This window comes from Buchnera aphidicola (Sitobion avenae), assembly GCF_005082585.1.
In the GTDB taxonomy this organism is placed as follows: Bacteria; Pseudomonadota; Gammaproteobacteria; order Enterobacterales; family Enterobacteriaceae; genus Buchnera; species Buchnera aphidicola_Z.
Window position 1 is genome coordinate 212,785 of record NZ_CP034855.1, and the last position, 17,937, is coordinate 230,721.

13 protein-coding genes are annotated in these 17,937 nt (G+C 26.1%); 7 read left to right on the plus strand and 6 right to left on the minus strand.

Annotated features, from left to right (window positions below):
• The first annotated feature begins 234 nt into the window (after nt 1-234).
• The 3 genes from truA to D9V77_RS01010 all read left to right on the plus strand — a co-directional run bounded on the left by truA (nt 235) and on the right by D9V77_RS01010 (nt 5,956).
• The gene (truA, locus tag D9V77_RS01000) at nt 235-1,035 is read left to right on the plus strand and encodes a tRNA pseudouridine(38-40) synthase TruA (protein WP_158338211.1); all 801 of its coding nucleotides are present in this window, start codon (nt 235-237) and stop codon (nt 1,033-1,035) included.
• A 1,852-nt stretch (nt 1,036-2,887) separates the two neighbouring features.
• Nucleotides 2,888-5,512: a preprotein translocase subunit SecA gene (secA, locus tag D9V77_RS01005; protein WP_158338213.1), complete on the plus strand. Its 2,625-nt coding sequence runs from the start codon at nt 2,888-2,890 to the stop codon at nt 5,510-5,512.
• Between the two features lie 54 nt (nt 5,513-5,566).
• Nucleotides 5,567-5,956 (plus strand): NUDIX domain-containing protein, encoded by a 390-nt coding sequence (locus D9V77_RS01010; RefSeq protein WP_158338215.1) that lies wholly within the window; start codon nt 5,567-5,569, stop codon nt 5,954-5,956.
• 35 nt (nt 5,957-5,991) lie between these two features.
• Here the strand turns inward: D9V77_RS01010 and coaE are convergent, their stop codons facing one another.
• A complete protein-coding gene (gene coaE / locus D9V77_RS01015; RefSeq protein ID WP_158338217.1) occupies nt 5,992-6,645 on the minus strand; it encodes a dephospho-CoA kinase in 654 nt (217 codons plus the stop codon).
• Between the two features lie 55 nt (nt 6,646-6,700).
• Between coaE and D9V77_RS01020 the strand changes: the two genes are divergently transcribed.
• The 4 genes from D9V77_RS01020 to lpdA all read left to right on the plus strand — a co-directional run bounded on the left by D9V77_RS01020 (nt 6,701) and on the right by lpdA (nt 13,326).
• Entirely contained in the window at nt 6,701-7,750 is a 1,050-nt protein-coding gene (locus tag D9V77_RS01020) for a GMP reductase (RefSeq protein ID WP_158338219.1), read from the plus strand.
• A gap of 198 nt (nt 7,751-7,948) precedes the next feature.
• The gene (gene aceE, locus D9V77_RS01025) at nt 7,949-10,615 is read left to right on the plus strand and encodes a pyruvate dehydrogenase (acetyl-transferring), homodimeric type (protein WP_158338221.1); all 2,667 of its coding nucleotides are present in this window, start codon (nt 7,949-7,951) and stop codon (nt 10,613-10,615) included.
• 15 nt (nt 10,616-10,630) lie between these two features.
• Nucleotides 10,631-11,839 carry a 2-oxo acid dehydrogenase subunit E2 gene (locus tag D9V77_RS01030; protein ID WP_261979286.1) on the plus strand — a complete coding sequence of 403 codons (1,209 nt, stop codon included), beginning with the start codon at nt 10,631-10,633 and terminating at the stop codon, nt 11,837-11,839.
• Between the two features lie 65 nt (nt 11,840-11,904).
• The gene (gene lpdA, locus D9V77_RS01035; protein ID WP_158338223.1) at nt 11,905-13,326 is read left to right on the plus strand and encodes a dihydrolipoyl dehydrogenase; all 1,422 of its coding nucleotides are present in this window, start codon (nt 11,905-11,907) and stop codon (nt 13,324-13,326) included.
• 126 nt (nt 13,327-13,452) lie between these two features.
• Here lpdA and speD read toward each other — a convergent pair whose 3' ends face one another.
• The 5 genes from speD to ftsZ all read right to left on the minus strand — a co-directional run bounded on the left by speD (nt 13,453) and on the right by ftsZ (nt 17,906).
• Nucleotides 13,453-14,253 carry an adenosylmethionine decarboxylase gene (gene speD, locus D9V77_RS01040; RefSeq protein WP_187307860.1) on the minus strand — a complete coding sequence of 267 codons (801 nt, stop codon included), beginning with the start codon at nt 14,251-14,253 and terminating at the stop codon, nt 13,453-13,455.
• A 27-nt stretch (nt 14,254-14,280) separates the two neighbouring features.
• Nucleotides 14,281-15,141, minus strand: a complete 861-nt coding sequence (speE, locus tag D9V77_RS01045) for a polyamine aminopropyltransferase (protein WP_158338227.1) — start codon at nt 15,139-15,141, stop codon at nt 14,281-14,283.
• Between the two features lie 256 nt (nt 15,142-15,397).
• Complete coding sequence (locus D9V77_RS01050) at nt 15,398-16,096, minus strand: 5'-methylthioadenosine/adenosylhomocysteine nucleosidase (protein WP_158338229.1); 699 nt, start codon at nt 16,094-16,096, stop codon at nt 15,398-15,400.
• Between the two features lie 67 nt (nt 16,097-16,163).
• On the minus strand, nt 16,164-16,508 hold the full coding sequence (gene erpA, locus D9V77_RS01055; RefSeq protein WP_158338231.1) for an iron-sulfur cluster insertion protein ErpA: 345 nt from the start codon (nt 16,506-16,508) through the stop codon (nt 16,164-16,166).
• Between the two features lie 237 nt (nt 16,509-16,745).
• On the minus strand, nt 16,746-17,906 hold the full coding sequence (gene ftsZ, locus D9V77_RS01060) for a cell division protein FtsZ (RefSeq protein ID WP_158338233.1): 1,161 nt from the start codon (nt 17,904-17,906) through the stop codon (nt 16,746-16,748).
• Between the last annotated feature and the right edge of the window lie 31 nt (nt 17,907-17,937).

Below are 17,937 nucleotides of genomic sequence, written 5' to 3' on the forward strand. Positions count from 1 at the left end.
TAAAATAAAAAAATTTATCTGTTTTTTAGAAAAAATATTTTATTTATATTAAATATATAATTTTCTCTTATTTTTTTTAATTCAAATAAATTATTATAATAAACTATTTTAACATAAACTATAATTAAATATTTTTTATATCATTGAATTTATTTCCGAAGATATACAGAACTTCTTTATAAAAAATATAAATTTATTATTTTGATTAATATTCATGATAAGGTTTTCATTAAAATGGTAGAAAAAAACATTAAAAAGTTTGCTTTAGGAATTGAATATGATGGAAGTTTTTATCATGGATGGCAGCGTCAAAAAAGAGTGTCTAGTATTCAAGAAGAAATAGAAAGAGCTTTATCTATAATTGCTAATCATAAAATAGACGTTATATGTGCAGGTCGAACTGATGCTGGAGTTCATAGTGTAGGACAGGTAATACATTTTAATACTACAGCCATTAGGAAAAAATCGTCTTGGTTAATGGGTGCAAATACTTACTTATCTAAAAATATTTCTATTATATGGGTAAAAGAAGTTCCAGAAAGTTTTCATGCTCGTTATAGTGCTATTACACGCTCTTATCGTTATATAATATATAATTATAGTATCCGCTCTGCTATTTTACAAAATAAATCGAATCATATTTATAGAAAACTAAATGTAAAAAAAATGTATTCTGAAGCTCAATTATTATTAGGAGAACATGATTTTACATCTTTTAGAGCACTTAGTTGTCAATCACATTCTCCTTGGAGAAAAATTATAAAATTGAATGTTTTTCGTATTAATAATTTCGTAATGATTGATATTACAGCTAATTCTTTTTTACATCATATGGTTCGAAATATTGTTGGTTCTTTAATTGAAATCGGAATGTCTAATAAAAAAGAATGTTGGATGAAAGAATTATTACATAAAAAAAATAGAAATTGTGCTGGAGCTACTGCACCTGCTAAAGGTTTGTATTTGGTACATGTAGATTATCCTTTACGTTTTAATTTTCCAAAATCAGAACAAACTTATATGTTTTTTAAATAAAGTAATATTTAATATTATTTAAATGGTCTTTTATGGCTTGTGTTTATTTTTTAATAAATATTTATAAAAATTAACAGAAATACTGATAGTAGTACTAAATAAGTATTTTTATCAAAATGATTCTATTCATACATCTTTTATAAGTCTATTTTGTTCAAAAAAATTCTATAGTGAGTTGTGGTGTATAAAGTGGTAGTACGCTTGCGTAATAATTGATACAAAATTTATATTAAAATAATATTCATTTAATTTTAAAAAAATAAATGAAACATGTGGTTTTCATTGTAAATTTTTTACAGAAAAAGATCAGTTTTTAAAAATATATTTAAAGAAAATTTATTTAAGATGGAATGGTGGTGAAAATATCGAATTTTTCTTATTGTTGCTTCTTATTATTTTTAGTTAGAAAATATATGAACTGATATTAGAAAAATATTTTTTATCAGTCGGAATAGTTAAAGAATCTATTTTATATTTTTTTCGATTTATCTTAAATTTTCATTAAAAAAAGAATTGAATTTTATTTTTAAAATTTCAAAAAAAATATTGTAAGAAATATTTATAAATTTTCATTTAAACTATTTTTAAATATTTAATTTAAAGAGTATATCATTTTATATGATTCGCATTTTAATAATTTAAGAAAATAGGAATCATATCTAATCAAAATTTTTAAGAATAAAGATATTTAGAAGCTTCTATAATAGTTATTAGATAGATTTACAGAAAAGATTTAACACCTTATTCTAAGTTATAAATTAGAATTTAATAATTATAATCATATTTTATAATCTTGTCGTTCTATTAGTTCGATATCTAAAATAATAATTTTTTTAACTGATTTATTATGATCTGACAAACACAATATTCATATTTGAATCTCTAATTATCTCATTTGAATGAAATTAGAGCACATTAAATTCTAAAGTTAAAAAATAATATTTTTTTAGTGTAAAATCAACATTATTTGATGCTTTAGCAAATTTAATTGGTGTTTTTATATTTAATTTTAAGACAGGTTTAAGTTTAAAAAAATAGTTAATGGTTTTTTAAATTTAGATATTTCTAACAAATGGAATACATTTTCTTTTTGATATTTTTAAGTCATCTTGATTTAAGATTTTTAAATTGGAACTAGTATTTAAAATAATTTTAAATAGTGGCTATAGATTATCATCGTTAGTTAGGTTAATTCTATCTGGTAATGAAAAAATATTTTTAAAAAACTATATTGCAATTCAAATATATCATCTTTTCTAATTTTTTTGATATTGTGTGTTCACACAACAAGTAGTAAAAATCAGAAGTATAAAATTTGTTCAGAGTAATTGTTAAAGAGTTCTTTTTATCTAGAAAGAATAGTGCTATTACTAATGTAGTTTATAATTAGTATTATATCTATTGATAGAAAAAAATTGTAATGATTTAAATCGAAATAGATGATGTTTTTTTTTAAAAATTATATATTTTTTGTAAAGCAATATAGATTAATGAGTAGTATCTTTAATATCAACACCTGACACTACTAATGTTGAAATTTCTAAAAAAATATTAAATGTTTTATACGCATAATTAAGAAAGATTATTTTTTTAAGAAATGATAAATATAATTAATTATTAATATGGTCTATAAAAAATTTTATAGACAAAATAAATGTTGAGAAAAAATAAAAAAAGAAAGAATTTTTTTAACCACATATTATTAATATTCATTTAATAATATTTTATTAATTGAAAGTTTTTAATAAATCATATATTCATTAAGTTAAAATAATCTATTAAATTACTTAAAGAATAATGAAAAATTTTTAATTGTTACTTAATTTAAAAAATTAAAATATGAGAATATAGTATGTTCATTAAATTTTTAACTAAAATATTTAGTAATCGTAACGATCGTATTTTAAAAAAGTTTAAAAAAATAGTAATTTCCATTAATCAATTAGAAAAAAAATTTGAAGTCTTATCAGATATAAAATTACGAGAACAAACGAAATTATTTCGTTTAAGATTAAGTGATGGTGAAACTTTAGATGATATATTACCGGAAGCTTTTGCTGTAGTAAGGGAAGCAAGTAAACGTATTTTTAATATGCGTCATTTTGATGTGCAAATTCTTGGGGGTATAGTTTTAAACGAACAATGTGTTGCAGAAATGCGAACAGGTGAAGGAAAAACTTTAACATCAACATTGCCAGCCTATTTGAATGCATTAAGTGGAAAAGGTGTTCATATAGTAACTATGAATGATTATTTAGCTCATAGAGATGCTGAAAAAAATACTCCATTATTTGAATTTCTTGGTCTTACGGTTGGTTTAAATTTATCTGAAATGTCTTTTTTTTCTAAAAGAAAAGCTTATTTATCTGATATCACTTACGGTACAAACAACGAATATGGGTTTGATTATTTGCGGGATAATATGGTTTTTTCTGCTGAAGAAAGAGTGCAAAGAGAATTAAACTATGCATTAGTAGATGAAGTAGATTCAATTTTAATAGATGAAGCCAGAACTCCTTTAATTATTTCGGGTCCTTCAGAAGATAGCTCTGAATTGTATAAAGAAATTAATAAAATTGTTCCTTTATTAACTTTTCAAAAAAAAGAAGATTCAGATATTTTTTGTGGAACAGGAGATTTTTCTATTGATGAAAAAGCCAAACAAGTATATTTAACGGAAAGAGGATTGATTAAAGTCGAGAAAATATTATTTAACAAGAAATTAATGAATACAGGCGAATCATTGTATTCTTCCAATAATATAATATTAATGCATCATATTTTGTCAGCACTCCGTGCTCATAAATTGTTTATTCGAGATGTTGATTATCTTGTAAAAGATAATAGTGTGATTATTGTAGATGAACATACAGGTCGTACTATGCCAGGAAGAAGATGGTCGGATGGATTACATCAGGCAATAGAAGCAAAAGAGAACGTTACTATAAAAAATGAAAATCAAACGCTAGCATCTATTACTTTTCAAAATTATTTTCGTTTATATAGAAAAATAGCAGGTATGACAGGTACTGCCGAAACTGAATCTTTTGAATTTAGTTCTATTTATAATCTTGATACTATTGTAATACCAACAAATAGAAAAATGATACGTCAAGATTTACCTGACTTAGTATATATTACTAAAAAAGAAAAAATTAATGCTATTGTTAAAGACATACAAGAATGTATAAAATTGAATAAACCTGTATTAGTTGGTACGGTTTCTATTGAAAAATCAGAGATTATTTCTAAAGAGTTATTAAAGTTAAATATTAATCACAGTGTTTTAAATGCTAAGTTTCATGCTAAAGAAGCTGAAATTATAGCACAGGCAGGAAAACCTAAATCAATTACAATTGCTACGAATATGGCTGGTAGAGGTACAGATATAGTTCTTGGTGGCAACTTAGAAGTAGAATTAAAGAGATATCCAAATATGACTTCATATGATATTGATAAAATTAAAAAGAAATGGCAAAGAGAACATGATTTAGTTGTTTCAGCTGGAGGATTACATATAATTGGTACTGAACGTCATGAATCACGTCGGATTGATAATCAATTAAGAGGTCGTTCTGGTCGTCAGGGAGATAGTGGTTCTTCACGTTTTTATATTTCTATGGAAGATTCATTAATGCGAATTTTTGCATCTGATAAAATCATTCATATGATGCGCAAGTTAGGATTAGCTTCGAATGAAGCTATTGAACATCCTTGGGTAACAAAAGCTATAGAAAACGCTCAAAAAAAAGTAGAAAATCGAAATTTTGATATTAGAAAACAATTATTAGAATATGATGATGTTATTAATGAACAACGCAGTGCAATTTATTCTCAACGTAATAAGTTGATTGATGCACTAGATATTAAAATTATGATTTATGACATTATAAAAGATGTTTTGAAAAAAAGTATTTGTCTATATATACCTAAAAATACAATAAAAGATAAATGGAACGTTGTTGATTTAGAAAACAAATTAAATATGGATTTTCATTTAAATATGCCAATTTTAGATTGGTTAAAAACTGAACCTAATTTAAAACATAAAGAAATTGTAAAAAAAATAATTGATTTTGCAAAAGACAATTATGAAAATAAAGAAAAATTAATTGGTGCGAATAATATGCGTGTTATAGAAAAAATGATTATGTTGCAAACATTAGATTCACTTTGGAAAGAACACTTATCAGCTATAGATTATCTAAGACAAGGTATTCATCTACGTGGTTATGCTCAAAAAGATCCTAAACAAGAATATAAACGAGAATCTTTTAATATGTTTTCTAACATGTTAGAATTATTGAAATATGAAGTAGTATCGTTTCTTAATAAGATTAACTTATCTTATGCAAAGAAATATATAGATTTAAATAAACATTTAATAGTAACTGCTAATAATATTAAAATGGGTCGAAATGTACCTTGCATTTGCGGTTCGGGGAAAAAATATAAACATTGTCATGGTAGTTTATAAATTTTTATTTTTTTATAAAAAATAGAAAATGTTTTTTAGTCAAGGACATATTTCATGAAGGATACAGAAGCTGTAATTGGTATAATTATACATGGAAAAAAAATTTATGTAACTCGAGGCAAATATAAAACAAATATTTGGGAATTTCCAGGTGGAAAAGTTAAAAAACATGAAAGTATAATGCATGCATTAAAACGGGAATTATTGGAAGAAGTTGGAATTATCGTCATAGAAGTTAGTTTTTTTCAATATACAGAATATGTTCATCTTAAGAAAAAAATAAAATTATATTTTTTTTTAATAAAAAAATGGAAAGGGCAACCATATAGCATTGAAGGGTACTCTTATCATTGGAAGTTCGTATACAATTTAAGACCTCTCGATTTTCCACTTGCTAATCATCATGTTATAATGTCTCTTAAAAATAAATATTTATTTATTTAAAGAATTTTTTTAAATTATAAATATATTTTATTTTTTTAGTAAAACGTTGTTAAATAATTTTTTTTAATGTTTATAGTTTTATTTTTATAATACTCCTTTGATAGATATGAATACAGTAAATTAAAATAACTAATATATAAATTCATTTTTTTCATATTTTTTTTATTGAAAATAATATCATCTGACATAGATATTCTTTTGTTTCTCGTGGCCTGTAATGAAATGATTTTTTTGGCTTCTAGAAATGTAATATTATCTCTTTTAACTATGCGTTTTATTTGTTCTTTCACAGGTATGTCAACTAAAAGAACTCGATGAGCTTTTTTTTCTAATTTTTTTTCAATTAGCAATGGTACTACCCATAAACACCAATTTGATTCTACAAGTTTTATTTGACGCTTAGTTTCTTGATAAATTTTAGGATGTAATAGATTTTCTAACCATACACGATAGTTCTTTTCATTAAAAATGTATTTTCTAAGTAAAAATCGATTAATTGAATGATCTAAGTTTAATATTTTTTTCCCAAATTTTTTCTTAATAGAAGATGATATATATTTATCATGTTCTATTATATTTCTAGCAATGATATCTGTATCGATAATATTAACGCCTATTTTTTTAAAACAATTAGAGACGGTAGTTTTTCCACTACCAATACCCCCAGTAAGTGCTACAATATAAGTCATAATATTTTAAATTTTAATTATTAGTATTATACATTCAAATTAGGATAATAATTTTATGAGAATTGAAGAAGATATTAAATTAGGTTTTAAAGATGTATTAATTAAACCTAAACGTTCTATATTAAAAAGTCGTTCTGAAGTTAATCTTGTTCGTCGTTTTTCTTTTAAATATTCTTCTAATATATGGTCTGGAATTCCTATTATTGCAGCAAACATGGATACAATAGGTACATTTGAGATGGTGAAATCTTTATCAGATTTTAATATACTCACTGCAGTACATAAATATTATTCTCTTGAAGAATGGAAAACTTTTATTGATTTATCTTCTAAAGAGGTATTAAATCATGTAATTGTATCAATTGGAACTTCTAATATAGATTTTTTAAAAATTAAAAAAATTTTTTTGTTGTCTTCTGAGTTAAAATATATTTGTATTGATGTTGCAAATGGTTATTCTGAACATTTTGTTTCTTTTTTAAAGTTAGTAAGAGATTATTTTCCAGATAAAATTATTTGTGCTGGCAATGTTGTTACTGGAGAAATGGTTGAAGAATTAATACTTTCTGGAGCAGATATAGTTAAAGTTGGTATTGGTCCAGGTTCTGTATGTACTACACGAATTAAAACTGGAGTTGGTTATCCTCAACTTTCAGCTATTATAGAGTGTGCTGATGCAGCGCATGGATTAAATGGTCAGATTATTAGTGATGGAGGGTGTTCTGTGTCTGGAGATATTGCTAAATCTTTTGGAGGTGGAGCGGATTTTGTAATGTTAGGAGGAATGCTTGCAGGTCATAGAGAATGTGCAGGGAAGTTAATAGAAGAAAAATCAAAAAAATATATGTTATTTTATGGTATGAGCTCTATTTCTGCCATGAAACGTTACGAAGGCAAAATTGCAGTATATCGTGCTTCTGAAGGTAAGACTGTGAAAATACCTTTCCGGGGGGATGTAGATACTACTATACGTGATATTTTAGGAGGATTACGTTCTTCTTGCACCTATGTCGGTGCTGCAAAGTTAAAAGAGTTGACAAAAAGAACTACATTTATACGAGTCACTGAGCAAGAAAATTGTGTTTTTAATATCTTTGCAGAATAAAAAATGACATTCATTTAAAATTTTTATATTTCAAAATCAATAAAATTAATTATATTTTATATATTTAATTTTATTGATTTTTTTTAGACATTTATGATTAATTTTTAGTTAAAATAATAGTGTGTAAAATAAAATTTTTATTAAAATTAAAATTTAATTTATTTATTTAATGCATATAATGTATAAGGAATTTATACCATGTCAGAACGTTTATATAATGACGTGGATCCAATTGAAACTAGTGATTGGGTACAAGCTATTGAATCCGTTATTCGCGAAGAAGGTCGCGAAAGAGCTCATTTTTTAATTGAACAAGTTTTAAAAAAATCTAAAATAAATAGAGTAGAATTTTTTAGATGTTTTTTTACTAGTAATTACATTAATACTATTTGTAGTGAGGATGAATCTCAATATCCTGGAAATCTCATTTTAGAAAAGCGCATTCGTTCAGCAATTCGTTGGAATGCTATTATGATGGTACTCCGCGCATCTAAAAAAAATTTGGAATTAGGCGGTCATTTATCATCTTTTCAGTCATCTGCCACCATATATGAAGTATGTTTTAATCATTTTTTTAGAGCTAAAAATGATAAAGATGGCGGTGATTTAGTTTATTTTCAAGGTCATATTTCACCAGGAATCTATGCTCGTGCTTTTTTGGAAGGACGGTTATCAGAAGAGCAAATTAATAATTTTAGACAAGAAGTTGATGGGAAAGGTTTGTCTTCTTATCCTCATCCTAAATTAATGCCAAATTTTTGGCAATTTCCTACTGTATCTATGGGTTTAGGTCCGCTTTGCGCTATTTATCAAGCAAAATTTTTAAAGTATTTGCAAAATAGAGAATTAAAGAATACTTCAGAACAAATAGTTTATGCCTTTTTAGGTGATGGTGAAATGGATGAACCGGAATCTAAAGGTGCTATTTCTATAGCTGTACGTGAAAAACTAGATAATTTGATATTTATAATTAACTGTAATTTACAAAGATTAGATGGTCCAGTAGTCGGTAATGGAAAAATTGTAAATGAATTAGAAAGTTTTTTTTATGGTGCTGGATGGAAGGTGATCAAAGTTATATGGGGTGGAAGATGGGATTGTTTGTTAAAAAAAGATAAAACTGGTAAATTAATTCAATTAATGAATGAAACGGTTGATGGAGATTATCAAACTTTTAAATCTAAAGATGGCGCATATGTTCGTAAATATTTTTTTGGTAAATATCAAGAAACATATGAGTTAGTTAAAGACATGACTGACGAAGAAATATGGAGATTAAACAGAGGGGGGCATGATCCAAAAAAAATGTTTAATGCTCTCAAAAAAGCAAAAGAAACAAAATATAAACCAACAGTTATTTTGGCTCATACTGTTAAAGGATATGGAATGGGAGTAACCGCAGAAGGTAAAAATATTGCCCATCAAATCAAAAAAATTAATATAAATGGAATAATGCATATTCGAGATCGTTTTAATATTCCTGTATCAGATGATGATATAAATAAATTACCATATGTAACTTTTAAAAAAAATTCTGAAGAATATTATTATATACACTCACAGAGAAAAAAATTGGGTGGTTATGTTCCATTTAGATTATCTCATTTTACTACTACTACATTAGTACTACCAGAATTAATAGATTTTCAACCATTATTAGAAGAACAAAAAAAAGATATTTCTACAACTATAGCTTTTATACGTGTTTTAAATATTATATTAAAAAATAAATCTATAAAACATTTAATAGTCCCAATTATTGCGGATGAAGCACGTACCTTTGGAATGGAAGGATTATTCCGGAAAATTGGTATTTATAGTTCTAGCGGTCAAAAGTATATTCCTCAAGATCGAGAACAATTAGCATACTATAAAGAAGAAAAAAAAGGTCAAATATTACAAGAAGGAATAAATGAATTAGGTGCGGCTTCGTCATGGTTAGCTGCTGCTACTTCCTATAGTACTAATGATTTTCCTATGATCCCTTTTTATATTTACTATTCAATTTTTGGTTTTCAAAGAATTGGTGATTTATTTTGGGCTGCTGGAGATCAACAAGCAAGAGGTTTTTTAATTGGAGGGACTTCAGGAAGAACTACTTTAAATGGTGAGGGATTACAACATGAAGATGGACATAGTCACATACAGTCTTTAACTATTCCTAATTGTATATCTTATGATCCTTCTTTTGCCTATGAAGTTGCTGTCATCATACAAGATGGTTTAAGGCGCATGTATGGTCCTTCTCAAGAAAATATATACTATTATATTACTACAATCAATGAAAACTATCATATGCCTGCTATGCCTGTAGGTGTAGAAGAAGGTATTTGCAAAGGAATTTATAAATTAAAAACTTTACATGGTACTGCATCAAAAGTACAGTTAATAGGTTCTGGTGCCATTTTACGTTCTGTCTGTGAAGCTGCAGAAATTTTATTTAAAGACTATTCTTTGACAATAGATGTATATAGTGTTACTTCTTTTACAGAATTAGCTAGAAACGGTGAAGATTGTGAACGATGGAATATGTTACATCCTAATGAAAAAAATAAAACAGCATATGTCAAACAAGTTATGAATGACAATCCTACAGTTGCTGCTACTGATTATATGAAATTATTTGCTGAGCAAATTCGTCATTATATTCCGTCACAAGAATATCATGTATTAGGAACAGATGGTTTTGGTCGTTCAGACAGTCGTGAAAAGTTACGAAATCACTTTGAAGTAAATGCGTATTATATTGTTGTATCTGCTTTAAATTTATTAGCTAATATAAATCATATTAAGAAAAAAGTAGTAGAAGATGCAATTATTAAATTTAATATTAATGCTAATAAAATCAATCCGCGTTTGGCTTAAGAGGTAAAAAAACAAGTGGATATTGAAGTAAAAATGCCTGATATTGGCTTAGATGAAGTAGAGGTAATAGAAATATTAGTTAATATTAATGAAAAAATAGAAACGGAACAAGGATTAATAGTTGTAGAAGGAGATAAAACTTCTATGGAAATACCATCACCCATATCAGGTATTGTAAAAAATATTTACATTAAAATTGGGGACAAAATTAAAACAGATTCTCTTATAATGATGTTTATAGAAAATGATACTAATTTTCATAAAAAGCAAAAAGAAGAAAATTATTTAGATAGAAATGATAAAATTCATATTGAAAAAAAAAATAAAGAAGATGTTTTTTTTCATGCCACTCCAGTTGTAAGACGTTTAGCACGAAATTTAAATATTAATTTATGTAGTATAATTGGTACTGGACCTAAAAATCGAATTTTAAAAGAAGATGTAGAATTGTATCAAGACAATTATAAAAAAAACGTTTTAGAAAATAAAAAATCTGTTAATTTCAAAAATGATGAGAATTTAAAAGAAGAAGAGTTTGAACTAAGTAGCGTTCAAAAAATGATTGGTAAAAATTTACATCAAAATTGGATGAATATACCGCATGTCACACAATTTGATGAAGTTGATATTACTACATTGGAAAAATTTCGCAAAAAATATAATTTTGAAAAATATGGTCATAAAAAAACAAGTAATAATATTACAATATTAGTTTTTGTAATTAAAGTAGTTGCGTATGCATTAGAAAAATTTCCTATGTTCAATAGTTCTTTTACTCTTAAAAATAAAAAAATTATTTTAAAAAAATACATCAATATTGGATTTGCTATAGATGTAAATAATGATTTATTCGTTCCTGTATTAAAACATGTTAACACAAAAAACATTGAACAATTATCCTCTGAATTAATATTACTATCAGAAAAAGCACGGAAAAGACAATTAAATCTTTCAGATATGACAGAAGGATGTTTTACAATATCTAATTTAGGAGGAATAGGAGGAAGTTGGTTTTCTCCGATTATTAACTCACCAGAAGTTGCAATTCTTGGTATTTCAAAATCTCAGGTTAAACCATTATGGAATGGAAAAGAATTTATTCCTTCTTTAATGTTGCCTTTGTCTTTATCTTATGATCATCGTGTAATAAATGGAGCTTATGCAGCACGTTTTATTGCGTTTATTAGTAAACTTCTATCTGATATACATTTTTTAATTATGTAGTTTTTATAAATTTTTTTATTATTAAAAGAATATTTTCTTTAAATTTATTTATAAGAGGTTGTGTGATGCATCAAAAAATATACGCACAAGTTGTAATTATTGGATCGGGCCCCGCAGGTTATTCTGCAGCTTTTCGTTGTGCAGATCTAGGTTTAGATACTGTTTTGATAGAGCGTTATAACAAATTAGGTGGTGTTTGTTTAAATGTTGGTTGTATACCTTCAAAAACGTTATTACATATAGCCAAAGTTATTAAAGAAGCAAAAGAATTACATGAAACTGGTGTATCTTTTAGTAATCCAGAAATTGATATTAATAAAATAAAAAGTTGGAAAGAAAATATTATAAATAAACTGACTCATGGTTTATCTAACATGAGTAAAAAAAGAAAAATAAGAATATTCCAAGGTAATGCTGTTTTTAATACTGAAAAAAGCCTTTTAGTTATTAGTCAAAAAGATACATTTACTATTTTTTTTGATAATGCAATTATTGCGACAGGTTCTAAGCCGATTAAAATTCCTTCAATTCCTAAGGATGATGAAAGAATTTGGGATTCAACTGATTCTTTATCATTAAAAAAAATACCTAATCGTTTTTTAATTATAGGTAGTGGAATTATTGGTTTAGAAATGGCAACAATATATAGTGCATTAGGATCAAACGTTGATATTATTGATAGATTTAATCATTTCCTTCCTTCAATAGATAAAGATATTACTGATATATATAGAAAATCTATTAATAAAAGATTTAATTTAATGTTAAATACTCACATAGATACGGTTAGTTTAAAAAAAAATGGATTATTAGTAAATATGGTACAAGATAATTGTGCTAATACAGATGTATTTTATGACGCTATATTAGTTGCAATAGGTAGAACTCCTAATATTAAAGAATTAGGATTAGATAAAATAGGATTAAAAATCAATAGTTTTGGGTTTATTGAAGTCGATAAACAATTAAAAACAAATATATCTCATATTTATGCCATTGGTGATGTAACTGGTGCACCTATGTTAGCCCATAAAGGTGTACATGAGGGACATATTGCAGCAGAAGTTATTTCTGGTAAACAACATTATTTTGAACCTAAAGTTATTCCATCCATAGCATATACTGAACCTGAAATTGCTTGGGTTGGATTAAATGAAACACAGGCTAAAAAGGATAATATAGTTTATGAAACTGCAATTTTTCCTTGGAGTGCATCCGGGAGAGCTATTGCTTCAAATTGTAGTACAGGAATGACTAAACTAATTTTTAATAAACAAGATAATAAAATTATTGGTGGGTCTATAGTAGGAACAAATGCTGGGGAGTTAATTGGTGAAGTTGGACTTGCTATTGAAATGGGGTGCGACGCTGAGGATATCGCATTAACTATTCATGCCCATCCTACTTTATATGAATCAATTGGTTTATCTGCAGAAATTTTTCAGGGTACAGCAACAGATGTGTTAAATTTTAAATTAAATAAATAATCGTTATTTTTTAAAAAGTTCTATTTTTTAAACTAATAAAGTTTTTTTAGAAAAACTTTATTAGTTTGAATTACTACTTTATAATTTTAATTGTTTTTTAAAACACATATTTTAATTAAATACGGATTAAGCAAAATCTATCATAGATATATTTCTACCATAATAGATTTCACGCATTTCCCTCCAGAGCAAGTTAACAATATAAGAACGTTCTTTTTGTTTTAGATCTTCTAAATGAATGTTAAACAAGTAATTTTTCAAATTAAATTCTCTTAATAACATTCGGGTGTGAAAAATGTTTTCTTGATATACATTCACATCAACCATATCATACATTGATTTTATGTCATTCGACATAAAATTTTGAATAGAATTAATTTTATGATCGATAAAATGTTTTGTCCCATAAATATCTCTAGTAAATCCCCGAACACGATATTCAATTGTTACAATATCTGACTCTAATTGATGTATTAGATAATTTAACGCATTTAGAGGTGATATAATTCCACATGTTGACACTTCGATATCAGCTCGAAAAGTGCAAATTCCATTCTGAGGATGACTTTCTGGATACGTATGTACACAAATATGACTTTTATCTAAATGAGCAAGGACAGAAGATGATACAATATTGTTGTTTAAAATATTAATTTTATCTCTATTAATTGGCTCTTCACATACTAAAATAGTAACACTTGCACCTTGAGGTTCATAATCTTGATGAAATATATTCAATACGTTAGCACCAATAATTAAACAGGTTTCTTTTAAAATTTTAGTCAATCGAATAGCATTATATTGTTCGTCAATATAAGAAATATAACTGTTACGTGAATCATTAGTATTCGCATAGCAAATATCATAGATACAAAAACTTAGGCTTTTAGTTAAATTATTAAAGCCATGTAATTTTAGTTTTTGCAATTTAATTGCTCTCCTATGAAAGCATTTTTAACTTTCATCTAATATATTGAGAATATATTGAGGTAAATAAAAACTGCTCATATGAATTTTAGCATTATAGTAATTAAAAGCTAACTTTGTATGTTTTATGCGTGATTTTATGTTTTGTAGATTATTTTTATACAATTCTGTATTGTTGCTACCCCATGCAAAAATCATTATTCCGCCGTAATAAGTTGGAATATTTGCTTGATAAAATCTTGTATCACAGAAGTGTTTTTTTAAATTTTTATAAGTAAGAATGCTTTCATTTTTTTGAAGAAAAAAAACACCATTTTGTGCTACAAAAATTCCGTTTTTATTCAAACAATTTTTACAATTAAAATAAAATTCTGATAAAAATAAATTTTTCCCACAACTAACAGGATCTGTAGAATCAGATATAATTAAATCAAACTTTTCTTTTGTTTTTTTTGTAAAATTTAAACCGTCATCAATAATTAATTTTAAACGAGAATCTTGATAAGCGTTTTTACTATGATTGGGAAAATATTTTTTACACAAATTAATAATATCGATATCAATCTCTACCATAGTAATATTTTCAATATTTTTATGTCTACATACCTCACGAAGTATGCCTCCATCACCTCCTCCTATTATTAATACGTTTTTTATTGAACCATGAGAAAATATAGGTACATGAGTTAGCATTTCATGATATATAAATTCATCACGTTCAGTTGTTTGAACAATATCATCTATCACCATAACTTTGCCAAAGATAGAATTTTTAAAAATCATTACTTTTTGATAAGCAGTTTTTTTTTTATATAGTAGTTCTTCAATTAAAAAATATTGTCCAAGATGACAATAAAGTTTTTCGTGCCATTTTTTTTTCTGATCCATGGTTTTATTTATATATCCTATAAAATGCAATGTTATAGATTATTTTGGGATGCATAAAAAATTACGAGTATTTTGAAATAGTAGATTTTATTTTCAGATTTTTAAAAGAAGGATAATGATTCTTACGAAATAAATTACTTTTAAAAATAATTTTATCACTTATATTAAAAATTTTTTATAATAACAATTATGAAAAAATTATCTTAAATAAAGGTTATCAAAAATAGTATCAGAATGCTATTATTTATTAAACGGATTACATGTTATTTAGATTTTCTAAAATTATTTTTACAAATTTGGCAGATTGAAATGATGCAATTGAAATATTTTTTTTGAAATTAAATGTAGCGCTATTATCAGATAAATCAGAGATAGATTTTATAACAATTAGAGGAATATTAAATGTATAGCAAACTTGAGCTATTGCTGCGGATTCCATTTCAACGGCTATAGCATGAGGAAATTTATTTTTTAAACTTTTTATACGTGAGTTTTTTCTGATAAACGAATCTCCACTAACAATAAGTCCTTTCGTACACTTTAATTCATATTTAGAAGTATTTTTTTTGCAAAAATTATATATTTTATCGTTGATAATAAATTTTTCTGGATATTTAGGTACTTGTCCTAAAGCATATCCAAAATTAATTAAATCTACATCGTAGTAACATGTTTTTTCAGGAATAATAATATCGCCAATTTTTAGCAATGCATTTAAACTACCAGCAGAACCGCTATTGATAATAATATCTGGTTGATATAAGTTAATAAGAGTCATAGTTGACATGCTGGCAGCAACTTTTCCTATTCCTGATTTTATTAAAAAAATAATATTTTTTTTAAATTTTCCTTGATAAAGTTTAATATTACTAATATTGTTTTTTATGTATGGATGTATTATTTTTTTAAGTGTTTTAATTTCTTGATTTATAGCACCTATTATTCCAATTTTCATTTTTATATAACGTATATTTAAAGATAAAAAAATTATGTAAGATTATCAGATATATCTTGTTGTGTTTTTAAATGCTGAATGATGAACCGCATCCACATGTATTTTTTGCATTAGGATTAGAAACTATAAATTTAGAACCTTCTAAATTTTCTAAATAATCTATTTTACCTCCATATAAATACTGCAAACTAATAGGATCAATAATTAATGAGATATCCGATTGAACAATTATAATATCATCTTCATTTATTAAAGTATCAAAGATAAATTGATACTGAAAACCACTGCATCCTCCACCATTTATATAAATTCTTAATTTTAAATTATTGTTGTCTTTTATTGCAACAAGTTCTTTTATTTTTTTAATTGCTTTTTCGGTAAATGTAAGATAATCTTTAAAAGATTTTTCCATTTTTATTTTATTCTCATGATATTGTAAAACTTATATATAGTACATATCTTATTAATAATTTTATCATAAATAAATATTTTTTAAAAATGTTATATGCGTGTTTTTAGTTGAATTAAGACATCCGTGCGCCGATAGAGAAGCTGATCATTATTGGCGCAGGTTGTTAAAGATAATGATATTATTAACCAGTACTTAATGAAATATTTTTAAGAAAGATTTTAATAATTTGAAAAAAAATTAATCCGCTCTTTTACGAAGAAAAGATGGTATATCTAAATATTCTGGTTCTTTTTTAATTTTTTCTTCTGAGTTTTTTATTTCTTTTTTTATAGTTTTTTTATCAATTTTTGTAGGAGATATATTTAAATATTGGTAACGATAATCCATTAATACTTCTCTAGAAGACTTGTTTTTTATTTGATTAATATCTGCTGCTGAATGTTTTTCCATTCCAATTCCAGTAGCAACAACTGTTACACGAAGCGTATCATTCATATCAGGATCTAAAGAAGTACCTATAACAACTGTTGCGTTATCTGAAGCGAAAGATCTAATAGTATTTCCAACTGTTTCAAATTCATCTAACTTTAAATCAAATCCAGCAGTAATATTTACTAATACACCCCGAGCTCCAGACAAATCTATATCTTCTAATAAAGGACTGGATATAGCTATTTCTGCAGCTTCTTCTGCGCGATTTTCTCCAGAAGATATTCCAGTACCCATCATGGCATATCCCATTTCCACCATAACAGTGCGTACATCAGCAAAATCCACGTTCATTAAACCTGGTCTTGTAATTAACTCAGCAATACCCTGTACAGCTCCTTTTAAAACATTGTTAGCTGCGCTAAAAGCATCAAGTAAAGAAATTCCTCGACTAAGAACTTTTAATAATTTATCATTAGGAATTGTAATTAAGGAATCAACATATTTTGATAATTCTACTATACCTTGTTCTGCAACGATCATTCTTTTTTTACCCTCAAAATTAAAGGGTTTTGTGACTACAGCAACAGTTAAAATACCTAATTCTTTTGCAATTTCTGCTACTACAGGAGCAGCTCCAGTTCCAGTACCCCCTCCCATTCCAGCTGCTATAAAGACCATGTCCGAACCATCTAATGCAGATTTTAATAGTTCTTTATCTTCTTCTGCTGATGTACGTCCAATTTCTGGATTAGCTCCAGCACCCAATCCTTTTGTTATATTATTGCCTATTTGTATGGTTTGTCCTACTTCTATTTTTCTTAATGCTTGCGCATCAGTATTGACTGCAAAAAACTCTACGCCTTCAATACGTTCTCTAACCATATGTTCTACTGCGTTTCCACCTCCACCTCCGACGCCAATTACTTTAATTATTGCATTATTACTTAATTCTGAAGATTCAAACATAATTTATTTCCATAATATATCTATATTTTAT